Annotated in this window: 23 protein-coding genes; 18 read left to right on the plus strand and 5 right to left on the minus strand. The window is 62.8% G+C overall.

Annotated elements, in window-relative coordinates:
* Nucleotides 1-2: 2 nt before the first annotated feature.
* Entirely contained in the window at nucleotides 3-770 is a 768-nt protein-coding gene (gene flgF, locus ACP7AL_RS08865) for a flagellar basal-body rod protein FlgF (RefSeq protein ID WP_024918939.1), read from the minus strand.
* A gap of 367 nt (nucleotides 771-1,137) precedes the next feature.
* Between flgF and fliL the strand changes: the two genes are divergently transcribed.
* From fliL to ACP7AL_RS08890, 5 genes are read left to right on the plus strand one after another with little or no spacing between them, the layout of a single operon-like run.
* A complete protein-coding gene (gene fliL, locus ACP7AL_RS08870) occupies nucleotides 1,138-1,623 on the plus strand; it encodes a flagellar basal body-associated protein FliL (protein ID WP_425990748.1) in 486 nt (161 codons plus the stop codon).
* 17 nt (nucleotides 1,624-1,640) lie between these two features.
* Complete coding sequence (gene fliM / locus ACP7AL_RS08875) at nucleotides 1,641-2,849, plus strand: flagellar motor switch protein FliM (protein WP_006021422.1); 1,209 nt, start codon at nucleotides 1,641-1,643, stop codon at nucleotides 2,847-2,849.
* Nucleotides 2,846-3,307, plus strand: coding sequence for a DUF6468 domain-containing protein (locus ACP7AL_RS08880; RefSeq protein WP_006021421.1), 462 nt, complete (start codon nucleotides 2,846-2,848; stop codon nucleotides 3,305-3,307). The genes fliM and ACP7AL_RS08880 overlap by 4 nt, the downstream gene beginning before the upstream one ends.
* Nucleotides 3,304-4,068, plus strand: a complete 765-nt coding sequence (locus tag ACP7AL_RS08885) for a MotE family protein (protein ID WP_006021420.1) — start codon at nucleotides 3,304-3,306, stop codon at nucleotides 4,066-4,068. The genes ACP7AL_RS08880 and ACP7AL_RS08885 overlap by 4 nt, the downstream gene beginning before the upstream one ends.
* Before the next feature lie 12 nt (nucleotides 4,069-4,080).
* A complete protein-coding gene (locus tag ACP7AL_RS08890) occupies nucleotides 4,081-7,740 on the plus strand; it encodes a tetratricopeptide repeat protein (RefSeq protein WP_425990751.1) in 3,660 nt (1,219 codons plus the stop codon).
* 124 nt (nucleotides 7,741-7,864) lie between these two features.
* Here the strand turns inward: ACP7AL_RS08890 and fliP are convergent, their stop codons facing one another.
* Nucleotides 7,865-8,623: a flagellar type III secretion system pore protein FliP gene (gene fliP, locus ACP7AL_RS08895; RefSeq protein ID WP_425990753.1), complete on the minus strand. Its 759-nt coding sequence runs from the start codon at nucleotides 8,621-8,623 to the stop codon at nucleotides 7,865-7,867.
* Nucleotides 8,620-9,612 carry a flagellar biosynthetic protein FliO gene (locus tag ACP7AL_RS08900; RefSeq protein WP_425990755.1) on the minus strand — a complete coding sequence of 331 codons (993 nt, stop codon included), beginning with the start codon at nucleotides 9,610-9,612 and terminating at the stop codon, nucleotides 8,620-8,622. The genes fliP and ACP7AL_RS08900 overlap by 4 nt, the downstream gene beginning before the upstream one ends.
* Nucleotides 9,613-10,091: 479 nt before the next feature.
* Here ACP7AL_RS08900 and flgB point away from each other — a divergent pair, with 479 nt between their 5' ends.
* The 12 genes from flgB to ACP7AL_RS08960 all read left to right on the plus strand — a co-directional run bounded on the left by flgB (nucleotide 10,092) and on the right by ACP7AL_RS08960 (nucleotide 19,628).
* Complete coding sequence (gene flgB, locus ACP7AL_RS08905; protein WP_024918945.1) at nucleotides 10,092-10,502, plus strand: flagellar basal body rod protein FlgB; 411 nt, start codon at nucleotides 10,092-10,094, stop codon at nucleotides 10,500-10,502.
* Between the two features lie 31 nt (nucleotides 10,503-10,533).
* Nucleotides 10,534-10,956: a flagellar basal body rod protein FlgC gene (gene flgC / locus ACP7AL_RS08910; RefSeq protein ID WP_425990758.1), complete on the plus strand. Its 423-nt coding sequence runs from the start codon at nucleotides 10,534-10,536 to the stop codon at nucleotides 10,954-10,956.
* Nucleotides 10,957-10,973: 17 nt separating this feature from the next.
* On the plus strand, nucleotides 10,974-11,294 hold the full coding sequence (fliE, locus tag ACP7AL_RS08915; protein WP_006021414.1) for a flagellar hook-basal body complex protein FliE: 321 nt from the start codon (nucleotides 10,974-10,976) through the stop codon (nucleotides 11,292-11,294).
* A 37-nt stretch (nucleotides 11,295-11,331) separates the two neighbouring features.
* Entirely contained in the window at nucleotides 11,332-11,595 is a 264-nt protein-coding gene (fliQ, locus tag ACP7AL_RS08920; RefSeq protein WP_006021413.1) for a flagellar biosynthesis protein FliQ, read from the plus strand.
* A gap of 151 nt (nucleotides 11,596-11,746) precedes the next feature.
* Nucleotides 11,747-12,517, plus strand: coding sequence for a flagellar biosynthetic protein FliR (gene fliR / locus ACP7AL_RS08925; protein ID WP_425990760.1), 771 nt, complete (start codon nucleotides 11,747-11,749; stop codon nucleotides 12,515-12,517).
* A 9-nt stretch (nucleotides 12,518-12,526) separates the two neighbouring features.
* A complete protein-coding gene (gene flhB / locus ACP7AL_RS08930; protein WP_425990762.1) occupies nucleotides 12,527-13,600 on the plus strand; it encodes a flagellar biosynthesis protein FlhB in 1,074 nt (357 codons plus the stop codon).
* A 157-nt stretch (nucleotides 13,601-13,757) separates the two neighbouring features.
* Nucleotides 13,758-16,319 (plus strand): cell cycle histidine kinase CckA, encoded by a 2,562-nt coding sequence (cckA, locus tag ACP7AL_RS08935; RefSeq protein WP_024918946.1) that lies wholly within the window; start codon nucleotides 13,758-13,760, stop codon nucleotides 16,317-16,319.
* Nucleotides 16,320-16,467: 148 nt separating this feature from the next.
* The gene (locus ACP7AL_RS08940; protein WP_425990765.1) at nucleotides 16,468-17,436 is read left to right on the plus strand and encodes a Tim44 domain-containing protein; all 969 of its coding nucleotides are present in this window, start codon (nucleotides 16,468-16,470) and stop codon (nucleotides 17,434-17,436) included.
* 138 nt (nucleotides 17,437-17,574) lie between these two features.
* Complete coding sequence (locus tag ACP7AL_RS08945; protein ID WP_425990767.1) at nucleotides 17,575-18,279, plus strand: glutathione S-transferase; 705 nt, start codon at nucleotides 17,575-17,577, stop codon at nucleotides 18,277-18,279.
* Between the two features lie 116 nt (nucleotides 18,280-18,395).
* On the plus strand, nucleotides 18,396-18,704 hold the full coding sequence (locus tag ACP7AL_RS08950; protein WP_006021407.1) for a putative quinol monooxygenase: 309 nt from the start codon (nucleotides 18,396-18,398) through the stop codon (nucleotides 18,702-18,704).
* Nucleotides 18,705-18,839: 135 nt separating this feature from the next.
* Nucleotides 18,840-19,130, plus strand: a complete 291-nt coding sequence (locus tag ACP7AL_RS08955) for a hypothetical protein (protein WP_425990769.1) — start codon at nucleotides 18,840-18,842, stop codon at nucleotides 19,128-19,130.
* A 90-nt stretch (nucleotides 19,131-19,220) separates the two neighbouring features.
* Entirely contained in the window at nucleotides 19,221-19,628 is a 408-nt protein-coding gene (locus ACP7AL_RS08960) for a (R)-mandelonitrile lyase (RefSeq protein ID WP_024918950.1), read from the plus strand.
* 421 nt (nucleotides 19,629-20,049) lie between these two features.
* On the opposite strand, the gene ACP7AL_RS08965 is transcribed toward ACP7AL_RS08960, so the two are convergent.
* Entirely contained in the window at nucleotides 20,050-20,178 is a 129-nt protein-coding gene (locus ACP7AL_RS08965) for a hypothetical protein (protein ID WP_425990772.1), read from the minus strand.
* Nucleotides 20,179-20,372: 194 nt separating this feature from the next.
* Between ACP7AL_RS08965 and ACP7AL_RS08970 the strand changes: the two genes are divergently transcribed.
* Nucleotides 20,373-20,720, plus strand: a complete 348-nt coding sequence (locus ACP7AL_RS08970; RefSeq protein ID WP_006021403.1) for a hypothetical protein — start codon at nucleotides 20,373-20,375, stop codon at nucleotides 20,718-20,720.
* Nucleotides 20,721-20,727: 7 nt separating this feature from the next.
* On the opposite strand, the gene ACP7AL_RS08975 is transcribed toward ACP7AL_RS08970, so the two are convergent.
* Complete coding sequence (locus ACP7AL_RS08975; protein ID WP_006021402.1) at nucleotides 20,728-21,150, minus strand: hypothetical protein; 423 nt, start codon at nucleotides 21,148-21,150, stop codon at nucleotides 20,728-20,730.
* Nucleotides 21,151-21,414: the final 264 nt, after the last annotated feature.

A 21,414-nucleotide genomic window follows, 5' to 3' on the forward strand; every position in this document is an offset into this window, starting at 1 on the left:
CCTTATGCCGGAACGTCGGCGAGTGTCTGGAGTGCGGTTTTGCGGAGGTCATTCTGCTGCTGCATCAGCGAGGCGACCGACTGATATGTGCGCATGACTTCCATCATGCGGGTCATTTCAGCCACGGCGCTGACATTGGACTTCTCGACGAAGCCCTGATTGAAGCGCGAGGCGAGGTCAGGCTGGGCCACGGTGCCGGCCGGCGCCGAATACAGGTTCGCGCCCTCCTTCTGGAGCTGCTGCGGATTGTCGAACTTCACCAGCTTGAGCTTGCCGCGAATGGAGTCGAACTGGGTCACGATACCTTCGCGCACCGTGACCGTGCCTTCGCTCGAGATCACGATCTCCTTGTCGGTCGGCTGGAACACGATCGGACCGTTGGTGCCAAGCACGATGTTGCCGCCGGTAGTGACAAGCTGGCCCTGGGCGTTGATCTGGAACGAGCCGTCGCGGGTGTAGCGTTCGCCCTGTGGGGTCTGCACCGCGATGAAGCCCTTGCCGTCGATCGAGACGTCGAGCGGGTTGCCGGTCTTTTCAGCGGGACCTTGCGTAAAATCGTGATAGGCGGTGCGGTCCTGGACGAAGCTGACGCGGCGGTCGCGAACCGAGAAGTTGTCCTCGTGCGCGCCCGTGTTCAGGTATTCCTCGAACAGCGACTTGTTGGCCTTGAAACCATTGGTGTTGGTGTTGGCCACATTGTTGGCAATGATGTCGATCTGCCGCTCAAGCGACATCTGCCGCGACAAAGCGACGAGAAGCGTATTCTCCATCGGCCAATCTCCCCTTGTTGAACCGCGCCGTGCCTCTCCCAAGGCGTGACGCGGATCGTGCGAACCGTTGAGGCTCTCCCAAGCCGCGGTTCTTCCCTTACAATGCGAGAGGTGTGCCAACTCAAAAATACAAGTAATTTCAATTTGTTATGGATTCTGAGAGGCCGCGGGGAGTCGGCAATAACCTCTTGTTGACCATGTTGCCCCGGCAAAATTTTCCCACCTGAAGAGCAAAAGAAAGATTTCGTTAACCATTGCGTCCGTACGGTGCTCAAACAGGGCGCTCACGCGCCGGCGGCCTTTGTATCGCGTCATTTAAAGCCAGTTCGGCAGCATCGAGCCCATCCCAGGACTGCGGGCGGGGGCAATGGCAGACGACGATCAGGTCGAGGAGGGCGCGGAAGCCGCTGCTCCGAAGAGCAAACGCAAACTCATTATGATTGGCGGCGCCGCGGTGCTGGTGCTCCTGCTGGCCGGGGGTGGCTGGTTCTTCTTTATGGGCGGACACGGCAAGGAGGAGCACGCGGCTGCTCCGCCGCCGAAGCCGCCGGTGTTCCTCGATGTGCCCGAGGTCCTGGTCAATCTCGCGAACGCGCCGGGCGAGCGGGTTCAGTATCTCAAGGTCAAGGTCGTGCTCGAGGTCAAGGATCAGCCCTTGGTGGCGCAGATCCAGCCGACCATGCCGCGCGTGATGGACCTGTTTCAGACCTATATGCGCGAACTGCGTCCGACCGATCTCAACGGATCGATCGGACTGTTTCGCCTGAAGGAAGAGCTGACGCGCCGCGTCAACGCTGCGATCTCGCCCAGTCAGGTGAACGCTGTGCTGTTCAAGGAAATCGTCGTTCAGTGACGGACGGAAGTTGAATCATGTCTCCGGGCGATAACAATGATGTCGATCAGGATGCGCTAGCCGCCGAATGGGAAGGCGCGCTGGATTCTGAAGATCCGGCCGCGGCTGCGGCTGAGGCGGAAGCCAACACGCTTACCGAAACCATGGCCGAGCAGTGGGCCGCCATGGTCGACGACGGCAGCCGCAATCTTGAAATCGGCAAGGCCGGTGGCGAGCGCGTCCTGTCGCAGGAAGAAATCGACAACCTGCTCGGTTTCAGCGACGGCGAGCTCAATATCGACGAGAACTCCGGCATTCGCGCCATCATCGATTCCGCGATGGTGTCGTACGAGCGCCTTCCGATGCTCGAAATCGTGTTCGACCGCCTGGTGCGGCTGATGACGACGAGCTTGCGCAATTTCACCTCCGACAACGTCGAAGTCTCGCTGGACCGCATCACGTCGGTGCGCTTCGGCGACTATCTCAATTCGATCCCGCTGCCCTGCGTGCTCTCGGTGTTCAAGGCCGAGGAGTGGGAGAACTTCGGCCTGTTCACCGTCGATTCGAGCCTGATCTATTCGATCATCGACGTGCTGCTCGGCGGCCGCCGCGGACAGCCATCGCTGCGCATTGAAGGCCGTCCCTACACCACGATCGAAACCAATCTCGTCAAGCGCCTTGTTGAAGTCGTGCTCGCGGATGCCGAGCAGGCGTTCCGGCCGCTCTCGCCCGTGACTTTCACCATCGACCGGCTTGAGACCAATCCCCGCTTTGCCGCCATCAGCCGGCCCGCCAACGCCGCCATCCTGGTCCGCCTGCGGATCGACATGGAAGACCGCGGCGGCAATATCGAGCTTCTGCTGCCTTACGCCACCATCGAACCCATCCGCGACGTGCTGTTGCAGATGTTCATGGGTGAAAAATTCGGCCGTGATCCGATCTGGGAAGGTCATCTGGCCACCGAGATCGCGCGGGCGGAAATCGCCGTCGATGCCGTGCTGTACGAAGCCAACATTCCGCTGAAGCAACTGATGATGCTGAAGGTCGGCGACACCCTGCCGCTCAACGTGCGTCCCGATGCGCTGGTCACCGTCCGCTGCGGCGACGTGCCGCTCAGCGAGGGCCGGATGGGGCGCGTCGGTGACCGTGTCGCCATCCGCGTCACCAAGCCGCTGCGCAAGCCGCACACAACTTACGCGATGTTCGAGAAGCAAGACGAGCAAACCAAACTGATGGAGGCACAATGAGTCACTCATTCGGACTGGTGATCGAGAGCCTGGTCGCGGTGCTGCTTCTGCTCACGATCGGATATTGCATGCTGCTGAACCGGCGGCTCAAGCGGCTCCGGGCCGACGAGCAGTCGATGCGCGGCATGATCGCCGAACTGATTACGGCAACCGAAATCGCCGAACGCGCGATCGGGGGCCTGAAGGTGACCGTGCGCGAATGCGACGAAAACCTCGGCGCGCAACTGAACGCTGGAACTGCGCTGTCAGCAAAGCTCAGCAAGCAGGTGATGGCCGGCGAGGCGATCCTCAACCGTTTGACGCAGATCGCGCTCGCGGCACGGCCCTCCACCCCTGAGCCGGAAACCGCGGCGGAAGCCGAGGCACCCGCGGCGCACAAGCCGTCGAATGCGAAGACCCTGCTCGCCGCCGCCCAGGCGTTCTCCGAACGGCGAAAGGCCACTGGTCTGGCTGCATGAAAGCGCTTCTTCGCGATATCCGGATCATTCCGATACTGCTGATCGCGACCTGTTGTCTGGTCGTGCTCAAGGTATCGGGCCTGCTTCTCGACGGCGGATACATTCTGAACGACACGCCGAAGCCGAAGTCATGGGCGCAGGACACGTTCAACTTCCCGTCGCCGGGCAAGATCGATGCCTCGGATATCACCGGCTCGGTCGCAGCGAAGAAGGAAGAGAAGCCGGTGGTGGCGGCTCCGGAAGCCGCGCCGATCCCGGATGGCAAGGTGGTCTATCCTGATCCGAACCGCGCGGTGACGGCGTCCGAACGGGCGGTTCTCGAAAGCCTTCAGTCACGGCGGCAGGAGATTGAAGCTCGCGCACGCGAAATCGAGATCCGGGAAAGCCTGATGAAGTCCGCCGAGAAGCGGATCGAAGGCAAGATCGAGGAGATGAAGGCGACCGAGGCGCGGGTGTCCGTTGCCGGGCAGCAGAAGAGCGAAGTGGAGGCGGCGCGGTTCAAGGGGCTCGTGACGATGTACGAGTCCATGAAGCCGAAGGACGCCGCGAAGGTGTTCGACCGGCTCGAACTGTCGGTGCTGTTCGAGATCGCTTCGCAAATTGCGCCACGAAAGATGTCCGACATCATGGGGCAGATGCAGCCGGAAGCCGCGGAGCGGCTGACGGTCGAAATGGCACGCCGCGCGACTGGAGATAAAATGTCATCCGCGAACGACTTGCCCAAGATCGAGGGCAGGCCGCAAGCGCAAGGCCGTAACTGAGGCGTGTTGGGAATGTCCTGCAAGGCCGCCGGCATATTCAAGCCCATCCGCAAGTCCGGCTCCAAAGCCCGGTCTTTCGCGGACAGGCTTCGTCGCGGCCTGCGGCCATCGGCGTTTGCGCTGGCTGTCCTGTTGTCCTGCCTTTCCATCGCTGCGGAAGCCGCTCCGGCTGATCCTGTGAAAGGCGAGGCGACGCTGACGGCGCAGCCCGGCTACGCGCGCCTGGTTCTCAAGTTCAAGGAAGACGTTCCGACCGAGGTCATTGTCGCGGGCGCGATCCTGGTCATTCAGTTCAAGAACTCCGTCGACGTTCCCATCGATCTCCTGGCGGATTCCGCGCCAGCCTATGTCGGATCGGTTCGCCGCGATCCTGACGGGACCGCGATCCGCATGGCGCTGACGCAGAAAGTCAGCGTCAATGTGATGACCGCGGGCGAGCGCGTGTTCATCGACCTGTTGCCCGAGAAATGGGTCGGCCTTCCGCCGGCATTGCCGGCCGAGGTCGTGAAAGAACTGTCCGAGCGCGCGCTGGCAGCGGAACGGGCGCTGCGGATTCAGAAGATCGCCGATGAGGCGAAGAAGCGCCCGCCGGTTCGCGTGCGGGCATCGGTTCAGCCGACCTTCGTCCGGTTTGTCTTTGAGATGCCCGATGGCGTGAATGTGTCATCGTCGCTGGGAACGGAAAAGTTCACGCTGTCGTTCACAGCGCCGCTGGTCTTCGATCTCGCGGACGCCAAGATCGCGATGCCCGCGAACATCACCTCGATCAATCAGAAGATCGACGGCGAGGCGTCACGCGTCGATATTGCTCTGGTCGGCGAGGCGGATATTCATTCGTTCCGCGAGGACAAGAACTACGTCGTCGATGTTGCTTTCGAGCCGTCGCAGAAGCCGCAAACCGTTTCGCCGGCGAAATCCTCTGTCCCCGGTGACAAGGCGAGCGAGTTCGCGCAGCCGACGTCCGAACAGATCGCGCGGCTGATGAAACCGGACGCCAAGCCGTCCGAGATAAAGCCGCCCGAGGTCAAACAGCCGGACGTCAAGCCAGTCGACGCCAAGCCGCCTGCGCCATCGCCCGAGGCCAAGACGGAGGCGGTGATCGCAAAGCCGGAGCCCGCCGCGCCAGCGCCGACTCCGGCTGTGGTCGCGGAAGCGCCCGCGCCAGTGAAGGTGCCGCCGGTGGCTTCGCCGCCCGCCGTGAAGGCACCGCCGCCCGAAGTCGCGACGGCCAAACCCGCAGCCGGGGTGACGGTTGAGGCAAAACTGACCAGTGACGATCTCCGTCTGACATTTCCGTTCAGCACTCCCACCGCCGCGGCGGTGTTTCGCCGTTCGGACTCGATCTGGCTGGTGTTCGACACCGATCAGGCGATCGATACCAGCGCCGTCCGCCGTGACGGCGGATGGATTGTCGCCGACGTGGAGCCGGTCGATCTGCCGAAGGGCCGCGCGCTGCGGATCCGCCTGAACCGTCCGCAGCTCGCAAACCTGATCGGAGACGAGCGCGCATGGACCCTCGTGCTTGCCGACAAGGCGCTGCCGCCGCAACAACCGCTGATCGCCACGCGCAACATGGCTGATCCGGGCCGCGCCAGCGTCAGCGTGAGCCTCGCGAAGCCCGGACAGCTTCACCGCCTGAACGATCCTGACGCCGGCGATCTCCTGTTGGTGATGACCGCTGGTGCACCGGCGCGCGGTTTCATCAAGCGCCAGGACTTCGTTGAATTCTCGCTGCTGGAATCGATCCACGGCGTCGTCATCCAGCAGAAGTCCGACGACATCACTGCGGGCATATCCTCCGACACTCTGACCCTGACGCGGCCTGGAGGATTGACGCTATCGACCGCGACATCCGCGCCGGAGCGCGCCGCGTCGCTGATCCGCCCGGTCTTCGATGTCACCGAATGGCGCGACTATCAGAACGCCGAGTTCATCCCGACGCGCAACAAATTGCTGACCAAGGCCGCCCAGGCAACCGGAACGGCGCGCTTGCCGGTCCATGTCGATCTGGCGCGGTTCTATCTCGCGCGCGGGATGTATCCCGAAGCAAAGGGCGTTCTCGACCTGGCGTTTTCCGAGATCAAACCGGGCGAGGAAGACGCGCCGTCACTGACCGTTCACGCGGTCGCCAGCACGCTGGCGGGTCGTCCTGCACTTGCGATGGCCGACCTCAACAACCCCTTGGTGACGGCGAATGTCGATTCCCAGCTCTGGAAGGCGCTCGCGCTGGCGCGGCAGGAAAAATGGGCCGAGGCACGCGAGAAGTTCAAGAACGTCGAGTTCGCCATCACGGCGCTGCCGCTCGATCTGCAGCGGATCGTGATCGCGGATGCGTTTCGCGCGTCGCTGGAGGTGAGGGATTATCCGGGCGCAGGGGTGCGGAGTAACGATCTGGATGTTGTCGGCGTCGGTCCCGAGCAGACAGCGGCGATCGCCCTGCTGCGCGGGCGGCTCGCCGAAGCGCTTAGCCGCGATCAGGATGCGCTGGCTGCGTTCCAGGCGGCCGCAGGATCAGCGGATCGCCCGTCCGCGGTCGAGGCGCAGGTCCGCCAGATTGCACTGCGCCAGAAGCGTAGCGAGATCAGCGATGACGACGCGCTTCGTGACCTCGAAGCCATTTCGGTCACCTGGCGCGGCGATTCCATCGAGGTGAAGACGCTGGAAATGCTGAGCCGGCTCTACGCGGCCAAGGGGCGTTATCAGGAGGCCTTCAGCGCCGTGCGCACGGCGACCATGCTGCAACCGAACTCCGAAGCGTCGCGGAAGATGCAGGACGAAGCGTCCGCCATGTTCGAACAGATCTACAACGGCGCCAGGGGGGACGACCTTCCGCCTGTCGAAGCCCTTGCGATGTTCTACGAGTTTCGCGATCTGACGCCGATCGGCCGCCGCGGTGACGAGATGATCCGGCGTCTGGCGGATCGTCTTGTCGCGGTCGATCTGCTGGAGCAGGCGGGCGAACTGCTGCAATACCAGATCGATCACCGGCTTGAAGGTTCGGCCCGCGCGCAGGTCGCCTCACGGCTGGCGATGGTCTACCTGATGAACCGCAAGCCCGAGCGCGCCATTACCGCGCTGCGCACCACGCGAATCGCCGATCTGGCCGGCGAGATTCGCCAGCAGCGCCTGCTGCTCGAGGCGCGGGCGCAGAGCGACATCGGCCGACACGATCTGGCGCTCGACATCATCTCGAACGTCGGCGGCCGTGAAGCGGTCCGGCTGCGGTCGGATATCTACTGGGCGTCGCGGCGCTGGCGCGAATCCGCCGAACAGATCGAACTGCTCTATGGCGATCGCTGGCGCGATTTCCAGCCGCTGTCGCCCACCGAGAAGAGCGATGTCATTCGCGCCGTGATCGGATATGCGCTGGCGGAGGATGCCATCGGCCTTGCCCGGTTCCGCGAGAAGTACAGTCCGAAGATGGACGGCGGCGACCGCGCGGCCTTCGACGTGGCGTCGCAGCCGGCGACGGCGAACAGCGCCGACTTTGCCCGGATTGCGAAAATGGCGGCGACCATCGACACGCTCGATGGCTTCCTGCGCGAGATGAAGGCTCGTTTTCCCGACGCCATGGCGCGCGCCAAGCTGCCGCAGGAAATCAAGGCCGATCCGAATCCGACAGGCAGTCTGCCCGAGATTATTGGATTGAAGCGGGTGAAGTCCGCACGTTGATTGCTACCTCGTCATTGCGAGCGTAGCGAAGCAATCCACTCTTCCCAGGAACAAATCCCAAGAACAAAAGCTGGATTGATTCGTCGCTGCGCTCCTCGCAATGACGTAAGTGGGCGCGCTGACATCACCCGCCGCCGTAGCTTTGCACGAGGCTGCCGGCCACCAGCGACCAGCCGTCCACCAGCACGAAGAAAATCAGCTTGAACGGCAGCGACACCACCACTGGCGGCAGCATCATCATGCCCATCGACATCAGGACCGATGCGACGACGAGATCGATAATCAGGAATGGCAGAAATAGCAGGAAGCCGATCTCGAACGCGCGCTTCAGTTCGGAGATCATGAAGGCGGGGACAAGGATACGCAGCGACATCTGCTCCGGCGACGCGGCCGGCGGTTCGCCCGACAGATCCATGAACAGCTTGAGATCCTTCTCGCGCACATTCTTCTGCATGAAGCTGCGCAGCGGCACGGTGCCGCGCTCGAACGCCTGCTCGACGGTGATCTGGTTGGCGACCAGCGGCTTGATGCCGTCGTCGTAGGCCTTTTGCAGCACGGGCCCCATCACGAAACCGGTCAGGAACAGCGCCAGCGCGATGATGACCGAGTTCGGCGGCGCGGTGGCGGTGCCCAGCGCCGTGCGCAGCAGCGACAGCACCACCACGATGCGGGTGAACGACGTCATCATCACCAGGATCGACGGCGCGATCGACAGCACCGTCAGCAGCGCGATCAACTGGATCGCGCGTTCGGTGACGCCGCCGTTGCCCTGACCCAGATTGATGCTGATATCCTGCGCGCTCGCGGGTTCGATCAGGAACCCGGCGGCGGCGACAAGACTGGCAAAAAATAAAACTCTACGCGGTGATGTCGAGAATCTCACGCGGGAGGCTTTGGACGGCCGAGGAGATTGGCCATCTCGTCTTCGAGATTCTCGAACGCAGCCTTCGGAGTGGGCGGCGGCGGAGGCGCCGGCGGCACTGGCGGACGCGGAGCGCCTTCGGAACGGGGCGCCGGCCGGTTGCCCATCGGTTCGGGAGCAACCGGTGGCGCGCCCGGCCGCTCGACCGGGCCGATCGACGGCGCGGTATCAAGGCGCGGTTCGCCGCCGGGGCGGCGCAGGGCGGCTTCGAGCCGCTGCGCCATATCGGCAAGATTCTGATCGGCCGATGACAGCGAAGGATCGGCGGCGGGACGCGCCGGCGGACGCGGCGGCAGCGGCGGCGCTTTCGGAGCGTCGCCCGAGCGCGGCACGCGCGGCGGCAACGGTTCGCTGCGCTCGCTTCGCGGGATTGCGCGAGGCTCCGAACGCAGCATCGGTTCGGGCCGCAGCGAGGGCTCCGCACGGATCATCGGTTCCGGCGTGAAGCTCGGCATCACATCGGGGCTGTGACGTTCAGGCAGCGGCGCCGGAGGGCGGCGAGTGTCGTCGAAATGGGGCGCGCGCAGCGGGCGCGGCGGCGGTTCAGGCGCGAGGGGCTCGCGATGTTCAAATGTGTCGGCATGGGGGGCTTCGCCGTCGGACCAACCGGCATCAGGCGCCAGACGTGGCGGAAGCTCGGTTCCCACGGGCCCGCGCGGCGCTGCCTGGTCGCGCTGCGGCATGCCGCGCACGATGTTGGGTTCGACCACGAGATCGGCGGGGCCGCCGATCATCAACAGATGCTCGACGTTGTCGCGCCGGACCAGCACCAGCCTGCGGCGGCCATCGACCGCCGCGGCGTCGATCACAGCGAGGCGGGGCATGCGTCCCCGGCTGGCTCCGGAACCGCCGAGACTGCTTCCGCCAAACCGGCGAACCAGCCAGGCGGCCACTCCGATCAACGCAAGAACGATGACGAAGGCGATGAAGAACCAAAGCGTTTGCGGCATGTCCTGTCCCCGTCAAACAACACTCGCATCTATGCCAGATTCGCAGGTCAGTGGCCGCGAAACAAGCAGTTTGGGACGAATTGAGTGCTAAGTGCGCGCTACCGGTTAATTCTTGACGGCAAATGCTGCCGCCGGCGGATCAGTACCCTATTAAAGCGCGGCGGGCCGAAATAGTTCTTCTGCCAGCGTCTCGAATCCGAAGTTCGCTTTATTTTGCAACACCTTCCTAACGAACTTCGGATTCGTAAGGACGCTGGAAACCTATGTTTCTAGTGTGGTTTTGGCTCAGACGTCCGCAACCGAAGGTGCTGCGGAAACGATGCGGACGTGTGAGCCACCACACTAGGACTTCAATGACTTGTCCGTTGAAGGCCATTCATGGCGAAAATGAGTCCGGCCGGTTCTTAACCCCTTATTAACCATACACACGGCAAATTCTGCCTACCTGAGGCGCTGCGCTTCGGGCTGAGGGCTGGCCGATGGCGATCACCGATCTTCCGATGTTGTCCGCGCTTCGCACCAAGATGCAGTGGCATCAGGAGCGGCAGCGGGTGCTTGCGGACAACGTCTCAAACTCCGACACGCCGAATTTCAAGCCGCGCGACCTGGTGGAACCCAAGTTCGACAGCAGCGGCGCGGGCCCGGTGACCGGCGCGATGCCGTCGCTGTCCATGGCGCGCACCAGCGCCGGGCACATCCAGGCGACCGGCGTCAGCGAGAATTTCAGTTCAAGCAACCGCGGCGGCTACGCGACGCGGCCCGCGGGCAACGCCGTCAATCTCGAGGACGAGATGCTGAAAGTCTCCGCCAACCAGGGTGACTACGCGGCGGTGACCGCGCTCTACACCCGCAGCCTCGGGCTTCTGAAGACCGCCATCGGAAAGCGGTAACGCGCATGACCCCGCCTAGGAGAGCCAAAGCATGAGCGACGGCAACGATTTTCTCAGGTCCATGAGCATCGCGACGTCCGGTCTGCGCGCGCAGGCGGGCCGGATGCGGGTGATTTCGGAAAACATCGCCAACGCGGATTCGACCGCAAAGACCGCGGGCGGCGATCCGTATCGCCGCAAGGTGCCGACGTTCTCCTCCGAACTCGATCGCACGCTCGATTCGCGCGTCGTGACGCTGGGGAAGATCAAGCCGGACAATTCGGAATTCCGCATCAAGCACGAGCCGGGCAATCCGGCGGCGGACGCCAACGGCAACGTCAAATACCCTAACGTGAACTCGCTGGTCGAAATGACCGACATGCGCGAAGCGCAGCGATCTTATGAAGCGAACCTCAACATCATCTCCGCCACGCGCCGCATGATCCAGCGCACCCTCGACATTCTCAAGGCCTGACAAAAGGGAATCAACTCATGGCTTCGCCAACAGTCGCTGCCAATGCCTATGCAAGCCTTGCGAAAATCATGGAATCAGCCGGCGGAGCCGCTGGTGGCGCCAAGGTTGGTGACACCGGCGGGGTATCGTTCGGCGCACTGCTCAAGGAAAGCCTCGGCAGCGTGATGGATGCGGGGCGCAAGTCCGACGCGCAGACCATCGCGATGGCGCAGGGCAAGGCCAACGTCATGGATGTCGTGACCGCGGTGGCCGAAACCGACGTCGCGGTGTCGACGCTGGTCTCGGTGCGCGACCGGGTGATCCAGTCCTACGAAGATATCATGCGGATGCCGATCTGATTCTGGCTTTTGAAATGCCTGCGGGCGGGGGATTGAAATGACAGGTGCTGAAGTTCTCGACGTCTCGCGCGATGCGATCTGGACCATCGTGAAGGTGTCGTCGCCGCTTTTGATCGTCGGCCTCGTGGTCGGCGTCGCGATCTCGCTGGTGCAGGCGCTGACGCAGATTCAGGAGCAGACGCTGGTGTTCGTGCCGAAGATTCTCGCAATCTTCGTCACACTTGTTCTGGCGTTGCCGTTCATGGCGGATGCGCTTAACAGCCAGATGCTGCGGATATCGTCGCGAATCATCGGCGGCTAGCGCATGATGCCGTCACCCTGAGGTGCGAGCACTTGCGAGCCTCGAAGGGCGACGGCGATCCTTCGAGGCTCGGCGCAAAAAGAGCGCCTCGCACCTCAGGATGACGCCGCCGAAAGTAATCGCTCGCATGAAAGTCAGGGGTATTTTATTCATGCGTATCGACATCTCGCTGCTTCCGGCGCTTGCCGCGGCCTTCATGCTGGTGTTCGCCCGCATCGGCGCCATGGTGATGCTGCTGCCCGGATTCGGCGAAGCCAACATTCCTGTCCGGGTCCGCCTCGGCATCGCGCTGGCGCTCACGCTCATTCTCCTGCCGCTGCATCGCAATGCCTATACCGTCAGCATGACCTCCATCGCGCCGCTGCTGGTGCTGATGGTTCATGAAATCATCATCGGCGTGGTGCTCGGCGCTACCGCGCGCGTCACGCTCTCCGCACTGGCCGTGGCCGGGTCGGTCATCGCCCAGCAGCTCGGCCTCGGTTTCGTGACCACGATCGACCCCACGCAGGGCCAGCAAGGTGCGCTGATCGGCAACTTCCTGACCATGCTCGGGCTGACGCTGCTGTTCGCGACCGACATGCATCATCTGGTGATCGCGGCGCTGAGCGAGAGCTACAACGCATTCTCGCCGGGCGAACTGATGTCGAGCGGCGACGTCGCGGCGCTGGCGACCAAGGCCTTCGCGACGGCTTTCAAGATAGGCATCCAGTTGTCAGCGCCGTTCATCGTGTTCGGTCTGGTCTTCAACCTCGGCCTCGGCGTGCTGGCGCGCCTGATGCCGCAGATGCAGGTGTTCTTTGTCGGCGTGCCGCTTTCGATTCTCGGCGGCTTCCTGATCCTGGCGGCGATCATCGCCACTATGATGGGAACTTACCTCGACTACTTCGGCGGTGTCCTCCACGAACTCGCGCCGCGGCGCTGAGGGCAGGGCATGTCAGACGAGGACAAGGAATCAAAAACACAGGACCCGACGCAAAAACGTCTCGACGATGCGTTGGAAAAGGGCGATGTCGCCAAGAGCCAGGAGGTCAATACCTGGTTCGTGATCGCCGCCTCGACGCTGCTGCTGTCGTCGTTCTCCGGATCGATCAGCAAGGGCATCGAGGTGCCGATGCGCAACCTGCTGATGAACATGCATCAGATCCGCGTCGACGGTCCCGGCCTGCTATCGTTGCTCAGCCAGATCGAACTGATGCTGATCGGCGTTCTCGGCGTCCCGCTGCTGCTGCTCTTGATCGCGGGCGTCGGCAGCAATCTGATCCAGCACCGGCTGGTGTTTTCGACGGAGCCGCTCAGCCCGAAATTCAGCAAGATCTCGCCCATGGCGGGCTTCCAGCGGCTGTTCGGCAAGCAGGCGGGTGCGAACTTTCTCAAGGGCATCTTCAAGGTCGTTCTGCTCGGCGTCGTGATGTTCCTCGTATTATGGCCTGAGCGTCACCGGGTTGATGCGATGATCCGGTTCGACCCTATGTCGATCCTGAACGTCACCAAGACCATCTCGGTTCAGTTGATGGGCACGGTGGTCGCAGCGCTCGCGCTGGTGGCGGCGCTCGACTACCTGTTCCAGTACCGGCAGTGGTTCGAGCGGCAGAAGATGTCGCTGGAGGAGATCAAGGAAGAATACAAGCAGTCTGAAGGCGACCCGCACATCAAGGGACGCATCCGGCAGCTTCGCCATGCGCGTGCAAAAAAGCGCATGATGGCGGCGGTACCTACGGCATCGGTGATCATCACCAACCCGACCCACTATGCGGTCGCGCTGAAATACGATCGCGGCATGGCGGCGCCGGTCTGCGTCGCCAAGGGTGTCGACGCGCTGGCGCTGAAGATCAGGGAAATCGCGACGGCCAACGATATCCCCATCGTCGAGAACGTGCCGCTGGCCCGCGCACTGCACGCAACCGTCGATATCGACGACGAAATTCCGGTCGAGCACTACCATGCGGTCGCCGAGGTGATCGGCTACGTGATGAAGCTCAAGCGCAGGATTTCCGGCCTTGGCTAATCGCTTGTTGACCTTGGGGAACCGGGTCTGGCGCGGGCAGGAGCACGGACGTAATGTGCCTTGCATTAGAAGGCCCGATTCAGGCACTCAGAGGCCGGTCGACTGCGAACTACAATGACTTGCGCGTCTTTTGCGGACTACGCGCGAACAGGCTGAGATGACAACCGATACGGGCAACGAACTTCGTCCCTCTTTCGCCGCCGTGCATGAGCCGGCCCGGCGAAGCGGAAGCATCTTTCTTGTGCTGCTGGTGGCGGGTGCGATCATTGCCGCGGCCGTAGCCTTTATGACCCTGGGCCGCACCCAGGCCCAGCCCTATATCCTGGTACTGCTGGCTTTGCTGGCGATGGTCGGGCTGTTCACGCTGTTCGCCTTTGCCGCCGGGATCGTGCGGTTCGCCGATCGTCTGGCGGAAGACCCGATCACGCGGCCGATCGCCGATCATGCGTTCGACGGGCTGGCGGTGACCGATCCGCGCGGTCATGTCGTCTACGCCAATACGGCCTATCTCGCGCTGACCGGCGCATCCGGTCCGAACGATGTGCGGCCGGTCGAGCGGGTCTTCATCGGCAATCCCGACGTCTCCGAAGCGGTGTTTCGCCTGCTCAAGGCCGCGCGTGAGGGGAAGCGCCAGCAGGAGGAGGTCCGCGTTGCAGGCGTCGACAGCGCCCATGGCCGTTGGCTGCGCATGCGCGTTCGTCCGCTGGGCACCGACAAGCGTCAGGCAAAATTCGCGGTGTGGTCGGTGGCCGACATCACCCGGGACCGCGAGCGTCAGGAAGACGTCTTCCAGGAATTGCAGCACGCCATCGAATATCTCGATCATGCGCCCTGCGGCTTCTTCTCCGTCAACGCCAAGGGCGAACTGGTCTACGTCAACGCGACGCTCGCCAACTGGCTGGATTACGATCTCGCGGAAATCGGGTCCGGCGGCCTGAAGGTCGCCGACATCATGTCCGGCGACGGCGCGTCGCTTCTGACCTCGATCACCCCGGAGCCGGGCGAGGTGAAGACCGAGGTGTTCGATCTCGACTTGCGGATGCGCAACGGCAAGACCATGCCGGTGCGGCTCTATCACAAGCTGGCGTTCGGCGCCGACGGCACGCCCGGCGCATCGCGTACGCTGGTCATCAATCGCGCGCGCGACGATCATTCCGATCCGCAGCGCGCGGCGGAAGTGCGTTTCATGCGCTTCTTCGATCATACGCCGATGGCGATCGCCACCGTCGACAAGGCGGGCAACATCGTGCGCGCCAATGCACGGTTCGCCAAGCTCACCCAGAGCCTGTCACCGGCCGGCACCGGCAGCAAATCGATCTTCGCTGTGGTGCACGAGCGCGAGCGCGGCGAACTGGTTACCGCGATCAACAAGGCCGCCGACGGGCAGGGCGATATTCCGCCCGTCGAGGCGATGCTGGACAGCACCAAGGAGCGCTGGGGCCAGTTCTTTGTCACCTCCGTCGAGCACGACGCACGCGATGCGGAAGCCGCGATCGTCTATCTGCTCGACACCACCGAAAAGCGCACGCTGGAAAACAGCTTCGCGCAGTCGCAGAAAATGCAGGCAGTAGGTCAACTCGCCGGCGGCATCGCGCACGACTTCAACAACGTGCTCTCCGCCATCATGATGGCGAACGACTTCCTGCTGAACGCGCACAAGCCGACCGATCCGTCGTTCCAGGACATCATGCAGATCAAGCAGAATGCCAACCGCGCGGCGGCGCTGGTCCGGCAATTGCTGGCGTTCTCGCGCAAGCAGACGCTGCGTCCGCAGGTGCTCGACATCGGGGATGTGCTCTCCGACATCAACGTGCTGCTGAAGCGCCTGCTCGGCGAGAAGGTGAAGCCCGAATTCGTCTACGGCCGCGACCTGTGGCCGGTGAAGGCCGACCTGTCCCAGTTCGAGCAGGTCATCGTCAATCTGGCGGTGAATGCGCGCGACGCGATGCCCGAAGGCGGCAAGCTGACGATCCGCACTGCCAACGTATCGGCGAAGGATGCCGAGCGCGGCGAATACAAAGGCATGCCGGCGGCGGACTATGTTCTGGTCGAGGTCACCGACACCGGCAGCGGCATTCCGGCGGACATCGTCGACAAGATCTTCGAGCCGTTCTTCTCGACCAAGGAAGTCGGGAAGGGGACCGGGCTCGGTCTCTCCACGGTTTACGGCATCGTCAAGCAGACCGGCGGCTTTATCTATGTCGACTCGGTCGAAGGACGCGGCACCGTGTTCCGGATTTTCCTGCCGCGGCATTTCCCGGAAGTCGAAGCCGTTCAGGAAGCTCCGGCCGCCGCCAGCGCGGTGGCGCAGGCACCGGCTCCGACCCGCGCGCCGGATCTGACAGGGCACGGAACCATCCTTCTGGTCGAGGACGAGGACGGTTTGCGCTCGCTCAACGCGCGCGGTCTTCGCTCGCGCGGTTACACGGTCATCGAGGCGGAGAACGGTCTGGATGCCCTGGAAGCCTTGGAGCGCGAGGAAGGCGCGGTCGATCTCGTTGTGTCCGACGTGGTGATGCCGGAAATGGACGGTCCCACCATGCTGACCGAGATGCGCAAGCGGAATCCGGACCTGCGGATCATCTTCGTATCGGGTTATGCGGAAGATGCCTTCGAGAAGAGCCTGCCGGAAGGCCAGCAGTTCAACTTCCTGCCGAAACCCTTCACGCTGAGCCAACTTGTGGCTTCGGTGAAGGAAACCATGACAGCTCCGTCATAGTCCGGGCCTGATTCGACCACGCCCCCGCGACTGAGGGCCGCAGGCCCTGTCCCGCCTATCCGCTTCCCTTATCCCGCGACGCTGCCCATGTATTGCGGGTCCCCTTTGCCGGGGATCAATGCCCCTTGAGGGCCGAGAGGGAACAGACATGATTTCGTCGCAGCGCTTGCGCTCAGTCATCAAAATACTTGCTGTGGTCATGGCCGTCGCCATGCCGCTGGCAGTCACCATTTCATCGTCGGTGGATGCCCGCCCGAGCAGCGGCGGCAGCCGCGGTTCGCGCACATTCTCCGCGCCGCCATCAACTCCGACTGCGCCCAACGCTGCGCAGCCGCTTAACCGCACCATCACCCAGCCCGGCGCGAAGGCACCGGCAGCGGCGCCCGCAGGCGGCGGCTTCTTCAACCGTCCCGGCATGGGCATGCTCGGCGGTCTTGCCGCGGGCTTCCTCGGCGCCGGCCTGCTCGGCATGCTGTTCGGCGGCGGATTGTTCAGCGGCCTCGGCGGCCTGTCGTCGATCATCGGCCTGATTCTCCAGATCGGCCTGATCTACCTCGTGGTTCGTCTTGCGATGTCGTGGTGGAAGCGCCGCAACGCGCCGGCCTACGCCCACGCATCGGCTGCGCCTGGTCAGGCTCCGCAGCCGGATCAAGGACCGATGGCCAACGCGCGATCCGGCTTCGGCTTCGGTCTGGGCGGCGGTTCGAACGACGCGCCGCTTGAGATCAAGCCGGACGACTATGATGCGTTCGAGCGTCTGCTCGGCGAAGTTCAGACCGCGTGGTCGAACGAGGACATCGGCAAGCTGCACACGCTGGCGACGCCGGAAATGGTCTCGTACTTCACCGAAGATCTCAACGCGAACAAGGAACGCGGCGTGATCAACAAGGTGTCCGACGTCAAGCTGCTGCAGGGCGATCTTGCGGAAGCCTGGCGCGAAGGCACGACCGACTATGCAACTGTCGCGCTGCGTTACGGCCTGATCGACAAGACCATCGAGCGTGCCACCGGCAAGATCGTCGAGGGCAGCGATGCGCCGCAGGAGGTCACCGACGTCTGGACGTTCGTGCGCCGCCCCGGCAGCCAGTGGGAACTCTCGGCCATCCAGGCGACCTGATCCCGCCGGATCGCTCAAAGATAATGAGAAAGGCGTCGCGCTCGCGCGGCGCCTTTTTGTTTGGTGGCTGGAAAGCGATCCTTCTGAACATCCGGCCGTGCCGGGTGTTACCATCGCCGGACCATCAAGGGATTCCCCATGCGGTACGAACTCTATTACTGGCCGACCATTCAGGGCCGCGGCGAATACGTCCGGCTCGCGCTGGAAGACGCGGGCGCGGATTACATCGATGTCGCGCGGGGCAGGGGCGGCGACAGCAAGATGATGGCCATGATGAAGCGCGGAGCGAAGCCGCCGTTCGCACCGCCGTTTCTGAAGGCCGGCAAGCTGGTGATCGGACAGACCGCGAATATCCTGCTCTATCTCGGCGCGCGTCACGGGCTCGCGCCGAAAGCCGAGGCGCAGCGCCTGTGGGTGCATCAGCTTCAACTGACCATCGCGGATTTCGTGGTTGAAGTTCATGACACCCATCATCCGCTCGGGCCGACGCTTTATTACGAAGATCAGCGCCCCGCCGCCAAGACGCGCACCAGCGTATTCTGGAGTGATCGTGTGCCGAAGTTTCTCGGCTATTTCGAGCGGCTGATCGGCGCCAGCGGCGGGCCGTATCTCAATAGCCGCAGGCTTTGCTACGCTGATCTGTCGCTGTTCCAGATCGTCGAGGGGCTGCGCTATGCGTTCCCGAACAACATGAAGCGCTTCGAGCGCAAGGTGCCGCGCGTGATCGAGCTGCGCGACCGGATTGCAGCGCGGCCGAACATCAAGGCTTATCTCGCAAGCGACCGGCGCATTCCCTTCAACGAGGACGGCATTTTCCGCCATTACAAGGCGCTCGACCCGTAGGACGGAATATTCCCTGACGCCATAACAAATCAATTTGATCTGCAATGGCAAATCCTGTTGCGGCTTCCCTGCTAAGAGTAGCGCCGTCCGAAGGTACTCAATCAGGGAGCAGACCTATGACGAAATTCGCGCTCTACGTTCCGCTTGAAGCAAAGCCGGGTAAGGAAAAGGATGTCGCCGCGTTTCTGAAATCCGCGCTGCCGTTGGTCGATGCCGAACCCGGCACGATCTCCTGGTTTGCAATCCAGGAAGGTCCGTCGTCGTTCGCGATCTTCGATACATTCAACGACGAAGCCGGCCGTGACGCCCATCTCAACGGCAAGGTGGCCGCGGCGTTGATGGAAAAAGTGAAGACGGGCGATCTGTTCGCCAAGGCTCCGCAGATCATGAAACTCGAGATTATCGCTTCCAAGCTTCCGAAATAGGCTTCAGAGCACGGCGCATCGGTTTTATATCGCTCCTATATCGAAGGCAGCCCGGCCCTCTCGAATTCCTATGGCCCACAGATCATCTTCCGGTTGTCACTCCGCATCTGCGTCGTGGCGATTTGGGAGATGGCCATGGCCGCTTTGTTTACCGGCGACGACAATCGCAACTTCTATGCCGAGGATGATTATCGCGCCTATCTGATCAGCCGCAATCCGCCGCCGATCGTTCATCACTCCGGCTCGGTTTATGTGAAGCGGCTGCGCGTCCATGGGCGGCGCGCTGTGAATCTCGTCGACTTCGTTCTGCATCGCATGGTCGAAGCGCTGGCCAGATCCAAGACGCGCCGTATTCAGCGTGAATTGCAATTGCGCGGCATACGCTATCCGCAAGAGACGCATGACGAGCCGTCATCGCAACGCTGAAATAAGAACTCCCCGATTGCCGGATTGCCGCGTAGACTGAGCGTCTGTTTCGATGCCGGTCCCGGCGATCCCTCACTCCGGAGTTTTCTCATGAAGATCACACCGTCTGGCTCCGTGCCGACCAAGCGCGCGCCTGCGTCCTATTTCACCGGCACGGTGTGGCAGGATCCTGTGATCGACACGCCTGCGCCGGCACGACTCAATGCGACGCGCGTAACCTTCGAGCCCGGTGCGCGTACGGCGTGGCACACCCATCCCGTCGGTCAGACTCTCTATGTGCTGTCCGGCACCGGTCGCGTGCAGACGGAGGGCGGCCCGGTGCTTGAGATTCACCCCGGCGACGTGGTGTGGATTCCGCCGGGTGAAAAACATTGGCATGGCGCCGCGCCGACAAGCCTGATGACTCACCTCGCGATGCAGGAATCCGAGAACGGCAGCTTCGCGACATGGCTTGAGCACGTGACCGACGCGCAATATGCAGTGGAGCCGTCAAAGTAACGGATGTCATCGCGCTGTCGTGCATCTGCCGCAGCGAAACGGCGTGAATAATTTCATCGCGAAACATGTCCGAAGCGCTGACGCATCGCGTTGCGCGGCGCAACGACGAATGCGCTTGACGATTGGTGTGCATACGACTTTAGTTTGCGCGGTCTGGGAGGTGCGTATCATGCCTTATGGGTCCGGGTTTCTTCTCAACAAACATCCTTGCGCTCAATGCGGTCAGCCGATCGCTTCACCGCTTTGGTCCGAGCGGGAGCGTAATCGCGTTTCGTTTCTGTGGTCATGCCATGCGTGTGACTATCAGTTTGTCACCATCGCGATCCTCAAGTCCGAGATGAGAGAGGATCCGGTTCCGCGGCAACCGCCAATGGCTGAAGTCGCTGTCCACGACGAGCCGGCGATCGCAGCCTGATTGTCTTCAAGCGTCGATGCGGATCAGCGCCGGTCCCGATTCGGGTTCGTGACGCTTGCGCAGGTGCGCCGGGCTTTCGGTGAGGATGACTGCGAGGGTGGGGCGCGCATGCGCCTCGCCGAGATGTCCCGCCATGGCGCTGCCGCCTCGCCGAATTGCGCTGTCCGCCGGTGTCGCGCAGCGGTTTCGATTGCGTCGCAGGTTCCATTTTGACTGAAACGTCAGCGGCGCGTCGCGATCAGGGTTCCCGAATCACCCATCTCGCCGCAATACTGTCGCATTCGCCCTGTCTGTTCCGGCTTCATTCACATCGCGAAGCAGGAGGATCGATGCGCATCATCACCCCCGCCATCTATGCAGCCCTGCTCGGGGGCGCGATCTACATCGCCATCTCGCAGAATCCGCTGCCAAACGCGGTCGCATCCGTGCAGCCCGAGGGCACCAAGATCGCCTACGCGGTGCCGACCGACAGCAAATCGCCCCCGGTGGTGCGCACCGGCAGGCGCGAAGTCTGCCGCCAGGCGGTGACGGCGAAGCATCTCAGCCGCCATCAGGCCCGCGATCATATGCAACTGTGCGTGGCGCAGGCGCGGGTCGAATGCCTGAAGCAGGCGATCGACCAGAAGCTCCGCGGCGCAGCCCGCCGTGTCTATGTGAAGAGCTGCGTCGCGGCGTAATCCGTCCCTAGCGGATCATCAAATCCTCAACGCGTGCAGCGACAGGCTCTGCTGCCTCCGGCTGTGCTTCGTGGAGAGGCACTGCGGGGAGTTGCAGGACCGTGGCGCGCTGACCGGGATCGAGCTGGGTCAGCAGCACGAGCTGCCCGTCGGGAAATTCCAGCGCGTCATGATGACGGTTCGGGTTGTCGAGATCGACGGTCCGGAACCGCGCGACGGTATGACGAACCTTTTTCCTGAAGAACGCTCCGTCGTATTCCACCTCGCGTTCGAACGCGAGTTCGGTGCCGGGGCGAACGCAGACCGCAACATTCGGCTCACCTTCGCCGGTGAAGCCGCGGGTTACGGTCATGGGAAATTTCGTCGACACCAGTTTTTCGCCAAGCCTGGCGGGGCGGCTTGCGACGGCGTGCAGACTATAGTCACACATTGCGGCCACTCCTGTTGTTGATCGATCAACCGGGTGATGCGCGGTGTATCAAAAAGGTAATGCGCTCGGGGCGGCGTTGTTATGCTGGCGCGCCGTCACCTTTTCGTGAAACGGCGAAGGCCGTGTTGCTCCATCCCTGATGGTGTCGTGGACGGGACTGACGTGGCCATCCATCTTCGAGTGATGCTTTTTGCAAGGATGGATCGCCGGGTCACGCCCGGTGATGACGTCATGATTGGTTGAGACGTCGCGCTCAGGCCGGTG

It is taken from the genome of Afipia sp. DC4300-2b1, assembly GCF_049895725.1.
Classification (GTDB): domain Bacteria; phylum Pseudomonadota; class Alphaproteobacteria; order Rhizobiales; family Xanthobacteraceae; genus Afipia; species Afipia broomeae.